The organism is Micromonospora okii, from assembly GCF_020884795.1.
In the GTDB taxonomy this organism is placed as follows: Bacteria; Actinomycetota; Actinomycetes; order Mycobacteriales; family Micromonosporaceae; genus Micromonospora; species Micromonospora okii.
Genome location: NZ_BBZF01000025.1, coordinates 26,762 through 44,824 on the forward strand (window position 1 = coordinate 26,762; position 18,063 = coordinate 44,824).

The window sequence follows — 18,063 nt, forward strand, 5'->3', positions numbered from 1 at the left end:
CGCCCCGGGCGGGGCGCACGGTGGCGTGGGTCGCCACCGGCGGCGTCGGGCGCGGCCCCCGGTGGGGCGCGGACACGATGACGCCGACGACAACCGCTCGCGACGGGCCGCCGGGTCCCGCGAGGCACGGGCTGAGGAGGATCACGGTGGAGGAAAACGTACGGGCCGGGCGCTGCGTGGTCGCTGTGGACGGGCCGTCCGGTTCGGGTAAGTCCACCGTCTCCCGGCGGCTCGCCGCGGGCCTCGGTGCCCGCTACCTGGACACCGGCGCGATGTACCGGGCGGTCACCTGGGCGGTGCTGCGCTCCGGGGTCGACCTGACCGACGCCGCGTCGGTGGGCAAGGTCGCCGCCGAGGTCGACCTGAGCATCGGCACCGACCCCCAGGGGTACGGGGTGAGCGTCGACGGGGTGACCGTCGACTCGGACATCCGGGGCCCCGAGGTCACCGGGGCGGTCTCCGCCGTTGCCGCCGTACCGTCGGTGCGGGCGCTGCTGGTGGCCCGCCAGCGGGAGCTGATCGTCAAGGCCGGCCGGATCGTCGTGGAGGGCCGCGACATCGGTTCCGTCGTCGCGCCCGACGCCGATCTGAAGGTCTACCTGACCGCCTCCGAGGCGGCGCGCGCCCAGCGGCGCAGCGCCGAGGACGCCGCCGACGTGGCCGCCACCGCCGCCGACCTGGCCCGTCGGGACCGGCTCGACTCGACCCGCAAGGCCGACCCGTTGCAGCAGGCCGACGACGCGGTGGTGCTGGACACCACCGAGCTCGGCATCGACGAGGTCGTCGACCGGCTGCGCGCCCTGCTGACCGAGCGGGGCGTGGCATGAGCGGCGACGGGGGCTGGGTGGAGCTGCGCGAACCGGACGCCGTCGCCGAGGAGCCGACCGGGCCGGTGCCCGTGGTGGCCGTGGTCGGCCGGCCCAACGTGGGCAAGTCGACTTTGGTGAACCGCATCATCGGCCGCCGGCAGGCGGTCGTGGAGGACATTCCCGGGGTGACCCGGGACCGCGTCCCGTACGACGCGCAGTGGGCCGGCCGGGCGTTCACGGTGGTGGACACCGGCGGCTGGGAGCCGGACGCGAAGGACCGCGCGGCGGCGATCGCCGCGCAGGCCGAGATCGCCGTCGCCACGGCCGACGTGGTGCTGTTCGTGGTCGACGCGGTGGTCGGCTCCACGGACGTGGACGAGGCCGCCGTCAAGATGCTGCGGCGCAGCGCCAAGCCGGTCATCCTGGTGGCGAACAAGGCCGACAACGCCTCGATCGAGATGGAGGCGACCTCGCTGTGGTCGCTGGGCCTCGGCGAGCCGTACCCGGTCTCGGCGCTGCACGGCCGGGGCTCCGGCGATTTGCTCGACCGGATCCTGGAGGCGCTGCCCGAGGCGCCGACGATCGTGGAGAACCGCCCGCGCGGCCCCCGCCGGGTGGCGCTCGTCGGCCGGCCCAACGTGGGCAAGTCGAGCCTGCTCAACCGCTTCTCGGGGGAGGAGCGGGCGGTCGTCGACTCGGTCGCCGGCACCACCGTCGACCCGGTGGACAGCCTGGTCACCATCGGCGGGGAGACCTGGCAGCTCGTGGACACGGCCGGGCTGCGCAAGCGGGTCGGCAAGGCCAGCGGCACCGAGTACTACGCCAGCCTGCGCACGGCCGGGGCGATCGAGGCCGCCGAGGTGGCGGTGGTGCTGCTCGACTCCAGCGCGCCGATCAGCGAGCAGGACCAGCGGATCCTGTCGATGGTCACCGAGGCGGGCCGGGCCCTGGTCATCGCCTTCAACAAGTGGGACCTGGTCGACGGCGACCGCCGGTACTACCTGGACAAGGAGATCGAGCGGGAGCTGCGGCGCATCCCCTGGGCCCTGCGGATCAACCTGTCGGCGAAGACCGGCCGGGCCGTCGACAAGCTCGCCCCGGCGCTGCGCAAGGCCCTGGCGAGCTGGGAGACCCGGGTGCCGACGGCGCAGCTCAACCAGTGGCTGACCGCGCTGGTGCAGGCCACCCCGCACCCGGTGCGCGGGGGCCGGGCTCCGAAGATCCTCTTCGCCACCCAGGCGGGTGTCGCCCCGCCGCGCTTCGTGCTCTTCACGACCGCGCCGCTGGACGCCGGCTACCAGCGCTTCGTCGAGCGCCGGCTGCGCGAGGAGTTCGGCTTCGAGGGCAGCCCGGTGGAGATCTCGGTACGCCCGCGCAAGAAGCTCGGTCCGGGCGGCCGGGGCAAGGCGCACGGCTGATCCTGTACGTCGCAGAAGGCCGGGTGGGAGCTTGTCCCACCCGGCCTTCTCGGTCCCGGCAACTCACCTATCCTCCTAGGACGGCGTAGGGGTGGTGGATTGAGTCATGCCGCTCGACACCGCTCGGCGGGGGAGGGGGCGGTGCGCGCCGGGGCAAGATCCTGCGCTAAGCTGTACCGGCTGCCGCAGGGAGATCGCGCGGGGGCATCGGGACGTGGCGCAGCTTGGTAGCGCACTTGACTGGGGGTCAAGGGGTCGTCGGTTCGAATCCGGCCGTCCCGACAGCAAAAAAGGCAGGTCAGGGCCTTGATTCACTTCAGTGGGTCGGGGCCTTCTTGCTGTGCCGTCTCACAATTCATCACGTACGCTCGTACTGCTTGATTTCGATGGCTGCTGTCTGGGTGGACGTAGACCCGTTCGGCGAGCGTGCCACCGTCTGCGTGGCCGGCCCAAGCCGCCAGCACGACGTCGGGCACTCCAGCGCCGGCGAGGTATGTCAGGCAGGCGTGCCGCGCGTCGTAGGGTCGAACCTTGCGGACCCCGACCTTGGCCATTAGGTCATACACCCGGCGGCGGAAGGGTCTTCTGCGCCGATAGGTGACATCTGATATGGCTTGCCCTGGTGGCGGGCTGGAAGGATGTCGCTGTGCCCAAGCCTTACCCCCGAGAGTTCCGTGATGACGTCGTGCGTGTCGCTCGTGACCGCGAGGCGGGAGTGACGGTCGAGCAGATCGCCAAGGACTTCGGGGTGCACCCGATGACCTTGTTCAAGTGGCTGCGCCAGGCGGACATGGACGCCGGTGCCATCCCCGGGACGACCGGCACCGAGTCGGCCGAGCTGCGCGAGGCCCGCAAGCGGATCAAGCTCCTCGAACAGGAGAACGAGGTTCTGCGCCGGGCCGCCGCCTACCTGTCGCAGGCGAACCTGCCGGGAAAAGGCTCTACCCGCTCGTGAGCGAGCTGGCCGCCGACGGGATCCCCGTGGCGGTGACGTGCCGGGTAGTTGAACATCGCTCGCCAGCCCTACTACCGGTGGCTCGCCCGCCCCGTCGGTGACGCCGAACTCGTTGCCGCTCACCGCGCGAACGCGCTGGTCGACCCCCACGCGATGATCCCGAGTTCGGATACCGGTTCCTGGCCGATGAGGCCCGCACGGCCGGACAGGCGATGGCTGAGCGCACCGCGTGGAGAATCTGCTCGGATAGCGGCTGGTGGAGCACCTTCGGCAAACGCAAGCGTCGCGGCAAGGGCGGAAGGTCGGTCCGCCGGTGCACGACGACCTCGTGCGCCGGGACTCTGCGGGGCGACTCCGGGCGCTGGACAGTGCGGATGACGGCAGGTCCGCTGGCTTGCCGGTAGCGGCCTTGTCACATTCTCATACAGCGGGGCTGGTTGGAGCGGTGAGTCGTTGGCCCCAGTCGGCTGGAACGCATCGATGGCGACGACGCAGCATCGCCGGTTCGCCGCTCCGCGGTTCCTGACCGAGTCGATGGCTACGCATTCACGAGTCGCGTGGGCGCCGGCCGCCAACCGACCTGCTATCCCGCAGGTGCTCGTCGGTGATACGGACGGCGAGACCTGCGTCGACGCGTTCGTACCAGGTGTCGTCGGGATACACGACGACGAGCGGGCCGAGGTTGCGTGGGAACAGGCAGCCGGTCGCGGTGACCAGGACGTCGTCGTCGCCGAGGCCGTGCTCCTTCAGGCGGTTGCCGAGGGTGGCGGCGACGTGGTCGGCGCCGTATGCGGTGCAGCGCGGCCCGCGGCAGACCAGCACGTGCCGGCGGTGGCGGGTGATCTGTGACCAGGCCGGGCTGCGGAACGGTCCGGGGTTGCCGTCGAGTGTGGTGTGTTCGCCGGTGATGGCATCGCTGACTTCCGTGACCAGCGCGGGCTGCGCCGCCAGCGGCGCGGCGACGAGAATTCGTGCCTGCCGGTGCCGTGTGGTGCGCCAGTGGGCGACCGCGCGGCGGATCCAGGTGTCGAGGTACCGGTCGGGCGGTACGTGCGTGGCCACGCGCAGAACCTCGCCATGCTCCGGTATGGCATCGAGGGCTGCGTGCAGGGACGGCTCGGCGCCGTCGAGGAAACACGCCCGCACCGGTACCCCCGTAGCCTCGGCGACCGCCGCAGCGAGGCGGTGGATCGCGTCGTGGCCGCCGTGGTGGGTCGCCCCGCATGAGACGAGCAGGACGTTCATGCCGCCGGTGTGCGATAGGTGATGACCGTGTGTCCGTTGTGCACGGTGACGTCAGCATCCACGGCGTACACGTCGGCGAGCAACGCGGGCGTCAGCACGCCGACAGGCGGTCCGGAGGCGACGACCCGGCCGTGGTGCAGCACCACCACGAGGTCGCAGAACATCGCGGCCAGGTTGAGGTCGTGCAGTGCGGCGAGGGTGGTGACGCCGCTGCGGCGGACCAAGTGCAGCAGCTGCAGCTGGTGGCCGATGTCGAGGTGGTTGGTCGGCTCGTCGAGCAGTAGCAGTTGCGGCTCCTGAGCCAGGGCTCGGGCGAGCTGCAGCCGTTGGCGTTCCCCGCCGGACAGCGTCTGCCACTTGCGGTGGGCGTACCCGGTCATGTCGACGCGTTCGAGAGCGTCGGCCGCGGCCGCCCGGTCGGTGTCGCTGTCGGACCAGCGGGAGCGGCGGTGCGGGGTGCGGCCGAGCAGCACCACATCGAGCGCGGTCAGGTCGAGGTCGGTCTCGGCGTACTGGGCGAGCAGGGCCATCCGCCGCGCCGCAGCGGCACGCGGCAGCCTGGCCACGTCGTCGCCCGCGACGGTCACGGTCCCGGACCCGGGGGCGATCAAGCCGGCGACGACCCGCAGCAGGGTGGTCTTGCCGGACCCGTTCGGGCCGAGCAGGCCGACCAGGGTGCCGCGCGGCACCGAGCAGGTCACCCGGTCGAGGAGGCGAGCGGCCGGCACTGACCACGAGACATCGCGGATGTCGAGCATCAGGCGTTCCCATCCCGTCGGCGCAGCAGTAGCACGAACGCGGGCACCCCGAGCAGGGCGGTCAGCACGCCCACCGGTAGCTCGCGGGGTTCAAACAGGGTCCGGGCCGCGGTGTCCACCCAGATCAGAAAGATCGCTCCGGCGAGGACGACGATCGGCAGCAGCCGCCTGTGGTCGGGGCCGGTAAACCGCCGCGCGGCGTGCGGCAGCAGCAGGCCGACGAAGCCGATCGCGCCGCTGATCGCGACCAGCACGGCGGTCAGCAGCGCGGTGGTGACCAGCAGCAGCCACCGGACACGCCCGACGGCAACGCCGAGGGCGGCGGCGGCCTCTTCGCCGAACGCGAACGCGTTGAGCGCACGGGCGAACCAGAGGATCACGGCGAACACCGCCGCGAGCACCGGCGCCGCCCATCCGAGTGCGGCCCAGTCGGCGCGGGCGAGCGAGCCGGACAGCCAGAAGGTGATGCTCTGGGTCGCGTGCGGGTCGGCCGCCCAGATGATCACGAACGAGGTCAGCGCGGCGCACAGCTGCGCGACGGCGACGCCGGCCAGCACCACCCGGGTCGGTCGCAGGACCGCTTGCCGGCCGGCGGCAGCGACCACGACGGCGAACGCGGCGAGCGCCCCCGCGAACGCACCCCCGGTGAGCGCCGCAGCACCCGCGCCGAGGCCCAGGACCAGAACGGCGACGGCGCCGAGCGACGCCCCGGAGGAGACGCCCAACAGGTACGGGTCGGCGAGCGGGTTCCGGGTGACGGTCTGCATGACCGCCCCGGAGGCGGCGAGCCCGGCCCCGACCACGGCGGCGCCCAGCACCCTCGGCAGCCGCAGCTCCCACACGATGTGGTCGCGCAGCAGCGGCACGTCGGCACTCGTCAGGCCGAGATGGTTGGTGATGACCAACCACACGGTGCCTAGCGACAGGTCTGCCGGCCCCACCGTCACGGCCGCAGCCACCGACAGCAACAGGCCGCCCGCGAGCACGACCACCACGGCCACCATGCGCACCGCACGAACCGGCCGCGCCAGGGCCCGCGCCGGCCGGGTGGCAGCGGTGGTCAGTTGCCCACCCCGCCGACACCCCGGGCCAGGGCCTCAACGGCGAGCACGTTCCGCACGCCCGCGGAGGTGGAAGAGAAGTCCAGGACGACGTACCGCTTGGCCTTGACGGCGGGCAGGTCTTTGAGCGTCGCGTGCTTTTCGAGGAACGCTTGCTTGGCAGCGGCGGGATCCCAGCTCGCGTCGATGAGCACGATGACGCCCGGGTTCCGCTCGACGACCGTCTCCCAGCTGGTGTCGGCCCAACTGCCGTTCAGGTCGGCGAAGATGTTGGTGACCCCGGCCGCAGACATGATCATGGCCGGGCTGCCGCAACAGGCGCCGGCACTGGGCGCGTCGTTGCCGGCGTCCCACCACAGCACCCGCGTGCCCTTCGCGCCCGCTGACACTTTCGCGATGCGCTCCTGCTGGTCGGCGATCAGCGCCTCGGCCCGCTCCCCTACACCGAAGATCGCGGCGATTTCACGGAACTCGGCTAACACGTCATCCATCGCCAGCTTCGCCGGCCGCGTGTCTTTCGGGCAGCCGGCGGCGGAGACGTACGTGCCCACGCCCAGCTTCTGCCAATCGGCGCGGTCGCCGACCCCCTCGTCGCTGAACGCACTCGCGAAGGAGGCGTAGACAAAGTCGGGCGCGATGTCGAGCAGCTTCTCCTTCGACGGGTACTCCTTGGCCAGTACCGGCACCTTCGCGTACGCCGCGGCGTACGCGGGCAGCACCTGGTCGTCGAGGTAGGCGGTGCCGGCCATCCGGTCCTGCAAACCGAGCGCCAGCATGATCTCGGTGGCGGACTGGTTCATCGTCACCGCCCGCGCCGGGGGCTTCGTGACGGTGACCGGTGTGCCGCAGTTGGTGAGTGCGACTGGCCCTGCCGAAGTCGACGCCGTGGTGGCCGGCTTGTTGTCGCCGGTTGCGGCGCAGCCGCCGAGCAGGGCGAGCAGGACGGACAGCGGCGCAGCAACGCGCCAGGACACAGGGGACCGCATAGCGGGACCACCTTCCAGCACCTCGTGGACGGGTCGTGCAGGTGCCGTGGCCGGTCTCCTGGCTGACGGGTGGTGCGCCGGCGGCCGGCCTTCCCAGGCATGCGCCCAGTGACCTTTCGGTGGCCTCCAGCATCCCGATCACAGTGGCGAGGGCCGCACCGGTCTCACACCGGCTTCCCGAACACCACGGCCAGGCCACCCTAACCAAACCAGACGGCATCGTCACCGTGGCCTAGGTCATGGTCGGAGACCACGGTGGTTCACCGTGCCCGCTCGCGTGAGGTGTCGTCGGATCAGCAACGCAGCGACGCGCACAGACGGCTCGGCGAAGGCGCTCGACCGGGGACCGGCCTGCTGGGCGAGTTCAGTCGGTGGAAGCATTCGTCTCGACGAGTTCGGTGAATATGCGGCGTTCGTCCAGGTAGCGGGGCTCACGGATGCGTGGTGCCGGTGCGGGGCGGGCACCGCCACGGCGGGCGGTGCGGCAGCCGGATCAGCTCCCGGGCCAGGGTGGATACCGGCTGGGCGTACACCCACTGGCAGATCGCCTCGTGAGACACCCGGTAAGCCTGATCGTCACCACCGGAAGCCGAAGATTGCATCGGCCGGTGTCAAGCCGATGGCAGCCAGAGGCGGCCGAGGTGTGGCATGGTGGCCTGATGACGACCGAATCCACGTCCCTCGACCGGCCGGCGCTCATTGGATTCGCGCCCATCTTTCCCGTCGCGGACCTGCAACGGGCAGTGGAGCACTATGCGCAGCTCGGCTTCGAGGTGACCCCGTACGCTGACGGCGCGGAGTACGCGTTCGCGGTGCGCGACGGCGTTCAGCTGCACCTCTCGCACACCCCGGACCACGACCCGGCACGCGGAGCGGCCTGCGTTTACCTCTACGTGCACGACGCCGCCGCGCTGGCGGATGAATGGCGGCAGGCGGGGGTCGGCGGCCGGACCGGGCCGTCCCGGGACACGGAGTACGGCCTCCGGGAGGCCGTCCACGTCGACCCGGACAACAACATGATCAAATTCGGTTCACGCATGGATGGCTGACGCCTACGGTCACGCCTCCCCGGCGTGCCGCCCCAGCACCGCCGCTCGCAACACCTCCCGGGCCTCCCGTGCCGGCGCCGGGCGGGGAAGCTCCGCCACGAGCGTCCCGGGAGCGTCGGCTTCCTCGATCAGGTCCTGCAGTCGGCGCACGACCCGATTGCCGAGCCACCAGGTGGCGTAGTCGAGCGCGGCCCGATCCGTCACGCTGCTGACACCCGTCACCCCGACGGTGTCCCGACACGCAGGGCAGACCAACTCGCACGTGGCCAGCAGCGCCTCGATCTCCGCCAGTGAGGAGGCGGCCGAGAACCGCAGCGCCTGGTCGACGGCCCAGATGCCGCGTGCGCGCGCCGCCCCCACGATGGCGCGCAGCACGTGCGCCATCCGATCGAGCGCAGCGACCCGGGCGCAACCGCTCGCTTGCGACAGATCCGCGCATCGCTGGGTCAGGGGCGGGGAGTACGGCCGCCAGCCACGGCGTGCGATGTCGACGATGCGGCGCGGTCCGGCGGAGTAGCACTCGCCGGTGCCGGCCAGCGTGGTATCCCCGGTGGTGGCGGGCCGCAGACGTGGCAGCCGGGCACTGAGATCCTCGAGCATGACGTGACTGGTGCCGTCGAAGACGGAGTACAGCGGCACGTCACGGACGTACCGTGCGTACGGATGCTCATCCAGCAGCGCCCGCGCGCCGAGCACCCGGCGTCCCTCGGTAATCGCTTCCTCTGCCAGCCGGGGACACAGGTACTTGGCCACGGTCGCGAGGTAACCACCCCCGGGACCGTGGACGTTGACCGCGCAGGCCGCCTTCACCGCGGTGGCCGCCACCACCGTGTCCAGCACTGTCATCCGGACGAGATGCTCCGCTATCGCGCCGAGGGTGACGATCGGCTGGCCGTACACGTCACGCTGGCGAGCGTACGCGATGGCGACCTCGGTGGCGCCGGAGAGCGAGCCGGACGCCAGCGCCGCGATGCCGGCGTGCGACATCATCAGCGTCTTCTGCACCTGCGAGAAACCCGTCCCCGCCCGACCCAGCAGCGCATCGGCCGGAACGTACGTGTCGGCGAACCGGACTCCCGAGATGTCCGCGCCACGGGTCGGCCCGGTACGCCAGCGCGGCAGGGCCTCGACGGTGCGGTCGCGGGGCACCAGGAACAGCGACAGCGCGTTGAGCCCGTCGACGACGCCCGGCTCACCGGTCCGGAGCAACGCCACCAGCAGGTCGTGCTCACTGCCGCCATTGATGAGTTGTTTCGTGCCGGTCAGGCGATAGCCGCCGGCCTCGGCGTGAGCTCGCGCCGTATTGCGTAACAGGTTGGAGCCGTGCTCCCACTCGCTGAGCAGCAGGGCCGCGCTGGCTCCGGCAAGCAGGGCCGTGGTCACGCCCGCCTGTTGCGCGGCGGTTCCCGACAGGTAGACGGGGAGCAGGGCCAGGCCGGTCACCCCCACCGTGATCGCGAGGCTGCCGCTGCGCCGAGCTGTGACGGCGTGCAGCTCGCACAACTGCCGCGTGCTTGCGTTGGCGGGTGCCAGCAGGTCGGCCAGACCACGTTCGTGCAGCGCGGCCACAAGATTTGTGGGGTACGCGCCCGTCAGCTCCACCCTGTCCAGTTCTCGTGCGGTCGACGGTTCAGCCAGGTACTCGTCGATGGACATCAGAGCTGCGGAGTCCGTGGGCGCTCCGGGCACGAGCCGTTGCCAGGCGGAACTGGCCGGTCGAGATGACATAAGTGACTCTCGAAAATGGATTCCGGGGCTGCACCGTATCGCCGCCGGCGCTGACGGTCAAGATGGCCTCGGCCGGTCGGGGGATGGGTACTATGTGGCCTCAACCATATTCATGGGGGTTAACATGCCGCATCCCGACGGCTCGTCGGCGGTGTCGGCGCGCGAGGCGTTCAGCCAGGCCCGTCGTCACCTTCCCCCAAGCCTCGCGGTAGCAGGAAAGCTCATCGGCCGGGGCGCGGTGGAAGAGTCCGCCGAGGGTTGCCGGGTGGTGCTCTCCGACGGGCGGGTGGCCCTCGACTTCGGCTCATACGCGGTCACCCTGCTGGGCCACCGGCACCCCGAGGTGGTGGCAGCGGTGCGGGGCCAGCTCGACCGACTGCCCACCGCCAGCCGGTCGTTGCTCAACCCGGTGGCCACCGCGGCTGCGGCCGAACTCGTCGACTACCTGGGTGGCGGGCTGCGCCGGGTCTACTTCGGTCTCAACGGCAGCGACGCCGTCGAGGCCGTCGTCAAGCTGGCGCGGATGGCCACCGGACGTACCCGGATCGTCGCCGTGGAGGGGGGCTACCACGGCAAGTCGCTCGGCGCGTTGGCGCTGACCCATCACCACCGTTACCGAGCGGGCCTGGACGACCTGCTGACCGGTGTGGTGCACGTACCCGCCGACGATGCCGACGCGGTACGGCGGGCGACCGACGACGGGGCGGTGGCGGCGGTGCTGTTCGAACCGGTGCAGGGCGAGAACGGCGTTCGGCCTCTCGACGTCGACGTGCTGCGGCGGTGGTGCGCCGACGCGCACGCCCACGGCGCCATGGTCATCGCCGACGAGATCCAGAGCGGGTTGCGGCGCTGCGGCGAGCGTTCGGTCGCCCTCGCCGCCGGCCTACCGGTCGACGCGATCCTGCTCGGCAAGCCGCTGGGCGGCGGGGTGCTGCCACTCTCGGCGGCGATCTGTGCCGAGCACCTGTACGCCCCGTTGATCAAGGATCCGCTCGTGCACACGAGCACCTTCGCCGGCCACCCGCTGGCCTGTGCGGCGCTCCCGGCCGCGCTCGCCGCAGTCGAGGACCTCGCGCACCGCGGGGAGCACATCGCCCGGCAGATGGCAGAGAGGCTTGCCCGCGTGCGTGAACGCTGGCCAAGGCTCGTCACGGATGTGCGGGGCCGAGGGCTGTTGTGGGGCCTGGATCTCGCCAACCCCCATCTCGCCGGGCAGCTGATCCTGGATCTGGCCCACGCCGGGCTGCTCGTCTCGCCGTGCATGAGCCGCCCGGAGACCCTGCGGCTCCTGCCCCCGCTGATCGCACAGGACACGGAGCTGGCGGAGGCGTTCGAGGTGGTCGAGGCCGCGCTGGCCCGGTTGCCGGTCGACACGGTGGGAAAGGGCCGCTCCACCGATGGCCGATGAGTCGGCCGGCGCCGCTATTGGCAGGTGGTCGGCGATCCTGGCGAGGTCCCGCCGGCCGCTGATGCGCCGACTGCGTTTGGTCAGGCTGTTCGGCGGGGCCGGTGGATACCTCGCCGCCGGCAGCATCGCGGCGCATCTCGTCGCCGCCCTGCTGCCGGTCGCCGCCGCAGCGGTGACGGGCTGGTTCGTGCACCTGCTGGGCGCGCCCGACACGGGCCGCGACGTCTTCCTCGCCGTTGCTCTGTTGGTCGGGATGGCGCTGCTGGCGCCGTCTGTGGCGATGGGCCGTGACATTCTCGAAGAGTTGTTGGTCCGCCGGGTCGACGGCCGGGTCCGCAGCGAGGTCCGCCTGGTCGCTCACGGGCCGTCCGGCACCGCGCATCTGGAGACCGCCGCCTTCCAGAGCGACGCCCTGCGGGCCTCGGACGCCGGCGTCGGCATCGGCCGGATTCGATCGCCCGGCACGGCCGCGGCAGGACAGATCGTGGTGCTGTTCCGGTACGTGTCCGCGCTGGCGGGCGCCGCCTTGCTGGCGACCTTCTCGGTGCCGCTGGCGGTCGGGCTGTTCGTCGCCGCGGTGGTCGTGCGCCTGCGCCTGCACCGGCAGTGGCTCCACCTGGCCGCGGTGAAGGACGCGGACGCGGACGGGCAGCGCCGGCTGACCTACCTGGCAGAGCTGGCGGTGACCGGCGCGGTCAAGGAAATGCGGGTGTTCGGTCTGGCCGACTGGCTGCTGCGGCGCCGGCACGGGCTGATGTTCCGCGTCCACGGGCCGACCTGGCGACAGATGTGGCGGGTGCTGCGCAGCCAGAAGTTCGCCCTGGTCGTCGGCACCGCCTCGGTCGCGGCCTCACTGGCCGTGCCAGCCGTCGCCACGCTCACCGGGCGGATCGGCACGGGCACACTCGTCACCGCGCTCGTCGCCGGCGGCACTGTGTTGTCGCTGGCGTCGATGGGCGACGAGGCGTTCGATATCGAGTACGGCTTCGGCGCCGTGCGCGCTCTCGACCGGCTCCACGAGCGCTACGCCGACTCGGCGTCGACTCCTCGCAGGCCGGTGGATCCGCCGCAGCCACGACCCGACCCACCGGAGGTGCGTTTCGAGCAGGTGTGCTTCGCCTACCCCGACGGTCCCCCGGTCCTCTCCGGCCTATCCCTGGTTCTGGGCCCGGGCGAGACGGTCGCCCTCGCCGGTGCCAACGGCGCCGGGAAGAGCACGCTCATCAGACTGCTCGGTGGTCTGAACGAGCCGACCGACGGACGGATCACCGTCGACGGCACGCCATTGATCGAGGTAGACACGGCCGGGTGGCGCCGCACCGTCGCGGTCGTCCCGCAGGAGTTCGTGCGATACCCGGCGAGCCTGGCCGACAACGTGGCGCTGGCCGCGCCGGAGCACCTCGCCGATCGGAACGGGACGCTGCGCGCGTTGCGGCAGGCGGGTGCGGCGTCGCTGGTCGAGCGGTTGCCACAGGGACTGGACACCATGCTGGGGTGGGAGAGCGGTGGCGGTGTCGATCTGTCCGGCGGGCAGTGGCAGCGGATCGCCGTCGCTCGGGCACTGTTCGCGGCGGCACACGGCCGCCGGCTGCTGGTCCTCGACGAACCGACCGCCCACCTCGACGTGGTGGCGGAGGCTGAGTTCTACGAACGGGTCGTGGCGGCGGTCCGCGGAAGGGCCACCGTCGTGCTGATCTCCCACCGGCTGTCGACGCTACGGCCGGCGGACCGGATCCTGCTGCTACGCGACGGCCGGGTGGTGGAGGAGGGCGACCACGGCACGCTGATGGCCGCCGGCGGAGAGTACCAGCGCCTGTTCATGTTGCAGGCGGCCCGTTTCGGCGAGCCAGACGGGAGGCCGACGTGCGTCCCACACGCCTGACCCGACGGCTGGCGGTGTTGCGGCACGTGTTGCGGCTCTCCTGGCGGGTCGACCGTCGCACCGTGGTGGCGATCCTGGTTTTGATGACCGCGCAGGCCGGGGTCGTGGCGGTGACCGGGCTCAGCCAACGGTGGCTCGTCGACGCCTCCGTCGGAGAGCAGGCATGGGGCGTCGCGCTGGCCGTCGCGGTGGGGGCACTGGCCCTGGGGGTCGGCGCTGCCGCCGGTCGGGTCCAGGTCAACATGCTGCTCTACCTGGTGGACCGAGTACAGCTGACGCTGCACGAGGAGATGCTGACCGCGGCGGCGACGATGACGATCGACCGTCTCGAGGAGCCCCGTCAACTGGACCGACTCGAACGGCTGCGCTTCGGGGCCTGGGACCTCGCCTCCTCCGTCTGGCAGCTCTCCTCCGCCGTCGCCGCGGTGGCCAGCCTGGCTGTCACCGCGGCGTTGCTGGCGACCGTGGATGTCGCGATGTGCCTGCTGGTCGTCGGCGCCCTGCCGGCCCTGTGGACAGGGCGACGCGCGGAGCAGGTGCTGCGCGACGCGTACGACGCGTGCACCGGCCTGCAGCGCCGCGAGCAGCGCCTGCACGAGCTGTGCCTGTCGCCGGAGTCGGGCCGCGAGCTGGCCCTCTCCGGCGGCGCGGCGGAACTGGATCGCCGGGCGGGGCAGCTGTGGCACGACGTCAGCCGGCTTGGACTGCGGGCCCGGCTGCGGGCGTCGCTCTGGGAGTCGAGCGGGTGGCTCTGCTTCGGTGGGGGACTGGCGGCGGCGTTGTCCGTGCTCGTCGTCGAGGTTCGCGCGGGAACTGTCACCCTCGGTGACACCGTACTGGTGGTGAGCCTCGCCGCCCGCCTGCACGGGCAGCTAGGTCAGGTGGTGGGAGACCTGCGCCGGTTCGCCGGCGCGGCACACGTCGTCGATCACTACGCCCACCTGCGCGATGCGGGCAGCGGAGCAGCGAGTGGCACGGCGGCGCCACCACAGCGGCTGGACGACGGCATCCACCTCGCCGGGGTCGGCCTGCGTTATCCGGGCGCCGACAGAACCGCCCTACACGGTCTCGACCTGACCCTGCCGGCCGGTGCCACGGTCGCCGTGGTGGGCGTGAACGGCGCCGGCAAGAGCACCCTGGTCAACTTGCTGACCGGCTTGTACCAGCCGACCACCGGGGTCATCACTGTGGACGGTCGTCCACTGGCCGACTTCCGGCCGGAAGCCTGGCGCGCCCGGGTCGCCCCGGTCTACCAGGACTTCGTGCGGTTCCAGTTCCGACTGCGCGAGGCCGTCGGAGTAGGGCACCTACCGGCGCTGCACGACGCCGCCCGGGTGAGCGCCGCGCTGCGCCGGGCCGGCGCCGATCGCTGGTGGCTCCGGCTGCCCGGCGGGATGGAAACCCAACTCGGCGGCGTCTTCGGCGGGTGGGAACCGTCCGGAGGACAGTGGCAGCAGGTGGCGCTTAGCCGAGCCCTGCTGCGCCCGGACCCGCTGCTGATGGTCCTCGACGAGCCGACCGCCGCGCTCGATCCCGACGCCGAGGAGGAGCTGTTCGTCCGGTTCGCGGCCGACACCGCGACTTCCCGCGCAGAGCGCGGAACGATCACCGTGTTGGTCTCCCACCGCCTGTCCAGTGTCCGGATGGCCGATCTCGTCGTGGTCCTCGACGATGGACGGCTGGTGGAATCCGGCACCCACGACGACCTCATGGCCGCCGGCGGCGGGTACGCCCAGCTGTACCGTACCCAGGCCGATGCCCACGGCCTCGGACCGGCCCGTACCGCACCCACACCGCACGCGGCCCGTTGAAGGTTGATCCGCCGGCCGCTAGGCTCGCCCGCACCGTACCTGGTCTTGGCGGGTGCCTTGATCGGCGGACACTGATCAGCTCGGAGGTTGCGTGCCGGAGATGTCGCAGGCGGAGCAGGCGGCCGGGCCGACGATCCTGGACTGGCTGGCCGAACCCGCCACCGACCGTGGGCTGCACTTCGCCGACACCGTGGGCGACGGATGGACCTTCGTCTCCTATGCCCGGCTCGCCGCGCTCGTCGCCCGTGCCGCCGGCCGGCTGCGCGAGGCGGGGGTGAAGCCGGGCGAGGCGGTACCCCTGGTCTGCCCGACCTCACCCGCCTTCGTGGCGGGGTTCTTCGGTGCCCTGGCCCTGGGCGCCACGCCCTGCCCGGTCGCCCCGCCGGTGGCTTACCGGGACCCGGCCGCTTACGTCCGGCACCTCAGCCGGGTGGTGGAGCTGGTCGACGCCCGGGTGGTGGTGACCACGGCGGCCGGCGCCGCGGTGGTGCCACTCCGCGGCGTCACTGTGCTCACCAATGTCGACACCGAGCATCCCGGCCCGGAGCGGTTCGAGCCGGCCCCGCCGACCGCCGTCGTCCAGTTCAGTTCCGGCTCCACCGGGCCGCAGCGAGGTGTCCAAGTCTCCATGGCGGCGATGAGCGCCAATATCGCAGCCATTCGTAGCTGGTTGTCCTACACCGAGGACGACGCGATGGTCAGCTGGCTTCCGCTGCACCACGACATGGGCCTTGTCGGCGCCCTGCTGATGCCGATGACGGCCGGCACCGACGTCTGGATGCTCCAGCCCGAGCAGTTCCTCCGCTCGCCGGCGCGCTGGCTGTCACCGTTCCGCAGCGGCGCCACCACCAGTGTGGCACCCACCTTCGGGCTCGCCCACCTGGTCCGCCGGGCGCGCGTCGCCGACCTGCGCGGGCTCGACCTGCGCACTTGGCGGTCCCTGGTCGTCGGTGCCGAACCGGTGCGAGGAGAGGTGCTTGACGCCTTCACCCACCTGCTCGCGCCATACGGCTTCGAACCGGAGACGCTGCTGCCGGCGTACGGTCTGGCGGAAGCGACGCTGGCGGTCACCGGAACCCGCTCGGGGAGGGGTCGGCGTGTCCGGATCCTGCCCGGCACGCTGGCTCCCGGGCAACCGGTGCAGGTTACCGACGACACGTCGGTGGGTGTCGAACTCGTTGGCTCCGGCGAGCCGTTGCCCGGCGTGCAGGTACGCCTCCTCGGTCCGACCGGCGCGCCGGTCCCCGACGGAGCCGCGGGGGAGATCGAGGTGCGCGGGTGCACCGTGGCGACCGGGTACCTCGCCGACGACGGGCCGGGCCGGTTCGACGGGGTGGTCCGCACCGGTGATGTCGGCTTCCGCCGGGACGGGAACCTGTTCGTCGTTGGCCGGCTCGGCGACAGCACGAAGCAGTTTGGCCGGTGGCTGTTCGCCGAGGAGTTGGAATCCGTGGCCGTGGCGCGGTCGCCCCGGCCGACGCGTACCGTCGTGCTGCTCGGCGGGGACGCCGAGGGTGCCGCGGTGGTGGCGATGGTCGAGGATGACCTGGGCGATTCGGCGGCCGCCATCGGCGGGGCGCTGGCCAACCGGGTGACACCGGCACGGGTACGGGTGTACAGCGCGCCCGAGGGCTGGATCGCGCGCACCACGAGCGGGAAACCGCAGCGGCGCGAGATGTGGCGCCGCCTGGTGTCCGGCGACACCACCGTGACCCTGCGGTGGGACTCACTGGAGCCCGGCGCCACCGGGAGTTGACGGTCGAGCCGACGCGGCCCGGTGCACGATCGTCGCGGCACGGTCGAGAACCTGCGCCGCCCACCTGAAGTCCTCCTCCGCTGCGGCGAGGTCGAGGATGAACGTGTCCGCCCCCGCGCTGATCTCGGAGGCCAGTACGGCGGCGAGGGTGTCCACCCCGCCCACCAGGAACGGACAGTCGGCACGCAGGCTGCGCATCGGCGCCGACCAGAACCATGACGGCGGCGCATCCGTCTCCGCTGCCTCGCGGAACGCCCGGTGCCGCCACGTCGCGTCGGTGTAGCGGAGCGCAGCAGCGCCGGCCGCCTCCAGTTCGGGCGCGAGAGGGTACCGCCGCAGCGCCGCGCGCCATGCCTGATCGTCGGTCTCCCGGGCGATCATCCCGGCGTAGCGACCGGCCCGCAGGTCGGGGGAGACCGGCTGTGGCCGTGGCCGGAACATGCCGATCTGGCCGGCACCGAGGGCGCGGGCGCACTCCCGGGCGGCCGCCGACTCGCCGGCCACGAACGCCTGTGGGCTGAGCCCGGCAGCCGGTGCGTGTCGCAGGCGGGCCCCCCGTACCTGGTAGAAGCGGCCCTGTCGGCTGACCGGGGTGCCGTCGAGTAGGGCGAACACGATTTCCGCGTACTCCCGCAGGCGGGCGTACCGGTCGTCGTGCTCGGTCGGGTCACCGAGGGCGAGCCGGTCCGGCACCGACGTGCCGGCGACCAGGTTGAGCAGTAGCGGGCGCTGGTACCGGTAGGTGAGGCTCGCGGCGAGCTGGGCGGTCGCGAACGGGTGCTGGTAGACGGGGTTGACCGCGACCAGCGGCCGCAGTGCGGCCGAGGTGGCGAGCGCGTGGTGGGCGACCGTCCAGGGATCGACCAGCGTGTCGTTTCCGACGTGGGCCAGAACGCCGGTGAGTCCGTGCCGGTCGGCGAGGCGGATGGTGGCGTCCACTGCCGTCCAGGCAGAGGCTGGATCGTGGTCTCGGGGACTGATGGCGAAGACGCGGACGCCCATCCGGGTGGCACCGGTTGGCGGGTCTACGGTCATGCCCCTCCGTTCTGGCCCGGCCGGATCGGATCGGCGGCGGGCGAAGCGAGCCCGGCGCTGTGCCGTGCGCCGTGCGCCGTGAACGATGACGAACGCCTGTCCGATGTGTCAAGACGGGCGGTTGACGCACCCCGACCGTGCCCTGGATCGTGGTACGTTGGC

The 18,063-nt window shown here is 71.9% G+C and carries 13 protein-coding genes, 1 tRNA gene, 2 pseudogenes and 1 riboswitch; of the genes and pseudogenes, 9 read left to right on the forward strand and 7 right to left on the reverse strand.

Going from position 1 to position 18,063, the window contains the following annotated elements:
* The first annotated feature begins 146 nt into the window (after positions 1-146).
* The 4 genes from cmk (at position 147) to LPU43_RS24290 (ending at position 3,182) form a co-directional block, all read left to right on the forward strand.
* On the forward strand, positions 147-827 hold the full coding sequence (gene cmk, locus LPU43_RS24275) for a (d)CMP kinase (RefSeq protein WP_229402834.1): 681 nt from the start codon (positions 147-149) through the stop codon (positions 825-827).
* Positions 824-2,227 (forward strand): ribosome biogenesis GTPase Der, encoded by a 1,404-nt coding sequence (gene der / locus LPU43_RS24280; RefSeq protein WP_229402835.1) that lies wholly within the window; start codon positions 824-826, stop codon positions 2,225-2,227. The genes cmk and der overlap by 4 nt, the downstream gene beginning before the upstream one ends.
* 208 nt (positions 2,228-2,435) lie before the next feature.
* Positions 2,436-2,509 (forward strand) — tRNA-Pro (locus tag LPU43_RS24285).
* A 364-nt stretch (positions 2,510-2,873) separates the two neighbouring features.
* Complete coding sequence (locus LPU43_RS24290) at positions 2,874-3,182, forward strand: transposase (protein ID WP_255686627.1); 309 nt, start codon at positions 2,874-2,876, stop codon at positions 3,180-3,182.
* A gap of 546 nt (positions 3,183-3,728) precedes the next feature.
* Here LPU43_RS24290 and LPU43_RS24295 read toward each other — a convergent pair.
* The 5 genes and pseudogenes from LPU43_RS24295 to LPU43_RS28590 form a co-directional block, all read right to left on the reverse strand.
* The gene (locus LPU43_RS24295; RefSeq protein WP_229402837.1) at positions 3,729-4,427 is read right to left on the reverse strand and encodes a (2Fe-2S) ferredoxin domain-containing protein; all 699 of its coding nucleotides are present in this window, start codon (positions 4,425-4,427) and stop codon (positions 3,729-3,731) included.
* A gap of 251 nt (positions 4,428-4,678) precedes the next feature.
* Positions 4,679-5,185, reverse strand: a pseudogene (locus LPU43_RS24300) (ABC transporter ATP-binding protein); the annotation flags it as partial.
* Positions 5,185-6,189: an iron chelate uptake ABC transporter family permease subunit gene (locus LPU43_RS24305; RefSeq protein ID WP_229402939.1), complete on the reverse strand. Its 1,005-nt coding sequence runs from the start codon at positions 6,187-6,189 to the stop codon at positions 5,185-5,187. The pseudogene LPU43_RS24300 and the gene LPU43_RS24305, both read right to left, overlap by 1 nt.
* 56 nt (positions 6,190-6,245) lie before the next feature.
* Complete coding sequence (locus LPU43_RS24310) at positions 6,246-7,220, reverse strand: ABC transporter substrate-binding protein (protein ID WP_229402839.1); 975 nt, start codon at positions 7,218-7,220, stop codon at positions 6,246-6,248.
* A 43-nt stretch (positions 7,221-7,263) separates the two neighbouring features.
* A riboswitch (cobalamin riboswitch) is annotated at positions 7,264-7,436 on the reverse strand.
* Between the two features lie 205 nt (positions 7,437-7,641).
* Positions 7,642-7,810: pseudogene (locus LPU43_RS28590) on the reverse strand (IS30 family transposase); the annotation flags it as partial.
* A gap of 81 nt (positions 7,811-7,891) precedes the next feature.
* On the opposite strand from LPU43_RS28590, the gene LPU43_RS24315 reads away from it, so the two are divergent.
* On the forward strand, positions 7,892-8,281 hold the full coding sequence (locus LPU43_RS24315) for a bleomycin resistance protein (protein ID WP_229402840.1): 390 nt from the start codon (positions 7,892-7,894) through the stop codon (positions 8,279-8,281).
* Positions 8,282-8,290: 9 nt separating this feature from the next.
* On the opposite strand, the gene LPU43_RS24320 is transcribed toward LPU43_RS24315, so the two are convergent.
* On the reverse strand, positions 8,291-9,937 hold the full coding sequence (locus LPU43_RS24320) for an acyl-CoA dehydrogenase family protein (protein ID WP_229402841.1): 1,647 nt from the start codon (positions 9,935-9,937) through the stop codon (positions 8,291-8,293).
* Between the two features lie 196 nt (positions 9,938-10,133).
* Between LPU43_RS24320 and LPU43_RS24325 the strand changes: the two genes are divergently transcribed.
* The 4 genes from LPU43_RS24325 to LPU43_RS24340 all read left to right on the forward strand — a co-directional run bounded on the left by LPU43_RS24325 (position 10,134) and on the right by LPU43_RS24340 (position 16,866).
* Complete coding sequence (locus tag LPU43_RS24325) at positions 10,134-11,417, forward strand: aspartate aminotransferase family protein (protein ID WP_229402842.1); 1,284 nt, start codon at positions 10,134-10,136, stop codon at positions 11,415-11,417.
* 61 nt (positions 11,418-11,478) lie between these two features.
* On the forward strand, positions 11,479-13,299 hold the full coding sequence (locus tag LPU43_RS24330) for an ABC transporter ATP-binding protein (protein ID WP_229402843.1): 1,821 nt from the start codon (positions 11,479-11,481) through the stop codon (positions 13,297-13,299).
* Positions 13,281-15,110 (forward strand): ABC transporter ATP-binding protein, encoded by a 1,830-nt coding sequence (locus LPU43_RS24335; protein WP_229402844.1) that lies wholly within the window; start codon positions 13,281-13,283, stop codon positions 15,108-15,110. Before LPU43_RS24330 ends, LPU43_RS24335 begins: the two co-directional genes overlap by 19 nt.
* Before the next feature lie 100 nt (positions 15,111-15,210).
* Entirely contained in the window at positions 15,211-16,866 is a 1,656-nt protein-coding gene (locus LPU43_RS24340; RefSeq protein ID WP_229402940.1) for an AMP-binding protein, read from the forward strand.
* On the opposite strand, the gene LPU43_RS24345 is transcribed toward LPU43_RS24340, so the two are convergent.
* Entirely contained in the window at positions 16,837-17,901 is a 1,065-nt protein-coding gene (locus tag LPU43_RS24345) for an LLM class flavin-dependent oxidoreductase (RefSeq protein ID WP_306416165.1), read from the reverse strand. The genes LPU43_RS24340 and LPU43_RS24345 overlap by 30 nt on opposite strands.
* Between the last annotated feature and the right edge of the window lie 162 nt (positions 17,902-18,063).

What these genes read in the sequence shown, in the direction of transcription:
- der (WP_229402835.1), top strand. Translation starts at nt 824, where the DNA reads ATGAGCGGCGACGGGGGCTGGGTGGAGCTGCGCGAACCGGACGCCGTC.
- LPU43_RS24295 (WP_229402837.1), bottom strand. Translation starts at nt 4,427, where the DNA reads ATGAACGTCCTGCTCGTCTCATGCGGGGCGACCCACCACGGCGGCCAC.
- LPU43_RS24305 (WP_229402939.1), bottom strand. Translation starts at nt 6,189, where the DNA reads ATGGTGGCCGTGGTGGTCGTGCTCGCGGGCGGCCTGTTGCTGTCGGTG.
- LPU43_RS24315 (WP_229402840.1), top strand. Translation starts at nt 7,892, where the DNA reads ATGACGACCGAATCCACGTCCCTCGACCGGCCGGCGCTCATTGGATTC.
- LPU43_RS24320 (WP_229402841.1), bottom strand. Translation starts at nt 9,937, where the DNA reads ATGTCCATCGACGAGTACCTGGCTGAACCGTCGACCGCACGAGAACTG.
- LPU43_RS24325 (WP_229402842.1), top strand. Translation starts at nt 10,134, where the DNA reads ATGCCGCATCCCGACGGCTCGTCGGCGGTGTCGGCGCGCGAGGCGTTC.
- LPU43_RS24330 (WP_229402843.1), top strand. Translation starts at nt 11,479, where the DNA reads ATGCGCCGACTGCGTTTGGTCAGGCTGTTCGGCGGGGCCGGTGGATAC.
- LPU43_RS24340 (WP_229402940.1), top strand. Translation starts at nt 15,211, where the DNA reads ATGTCGCAGGCGGAGCAGGCGGCCGGGCCGACGATCCTGGACTGGCTG.
- LPU43_RS24345 (WP_306416165.1), bottom strand. Translation starts at nt 17,901, where the DNA reads ATGACCGTAGACCCGCCAACCGGTGCCACCCGGATGGGCGTCCGCGTC.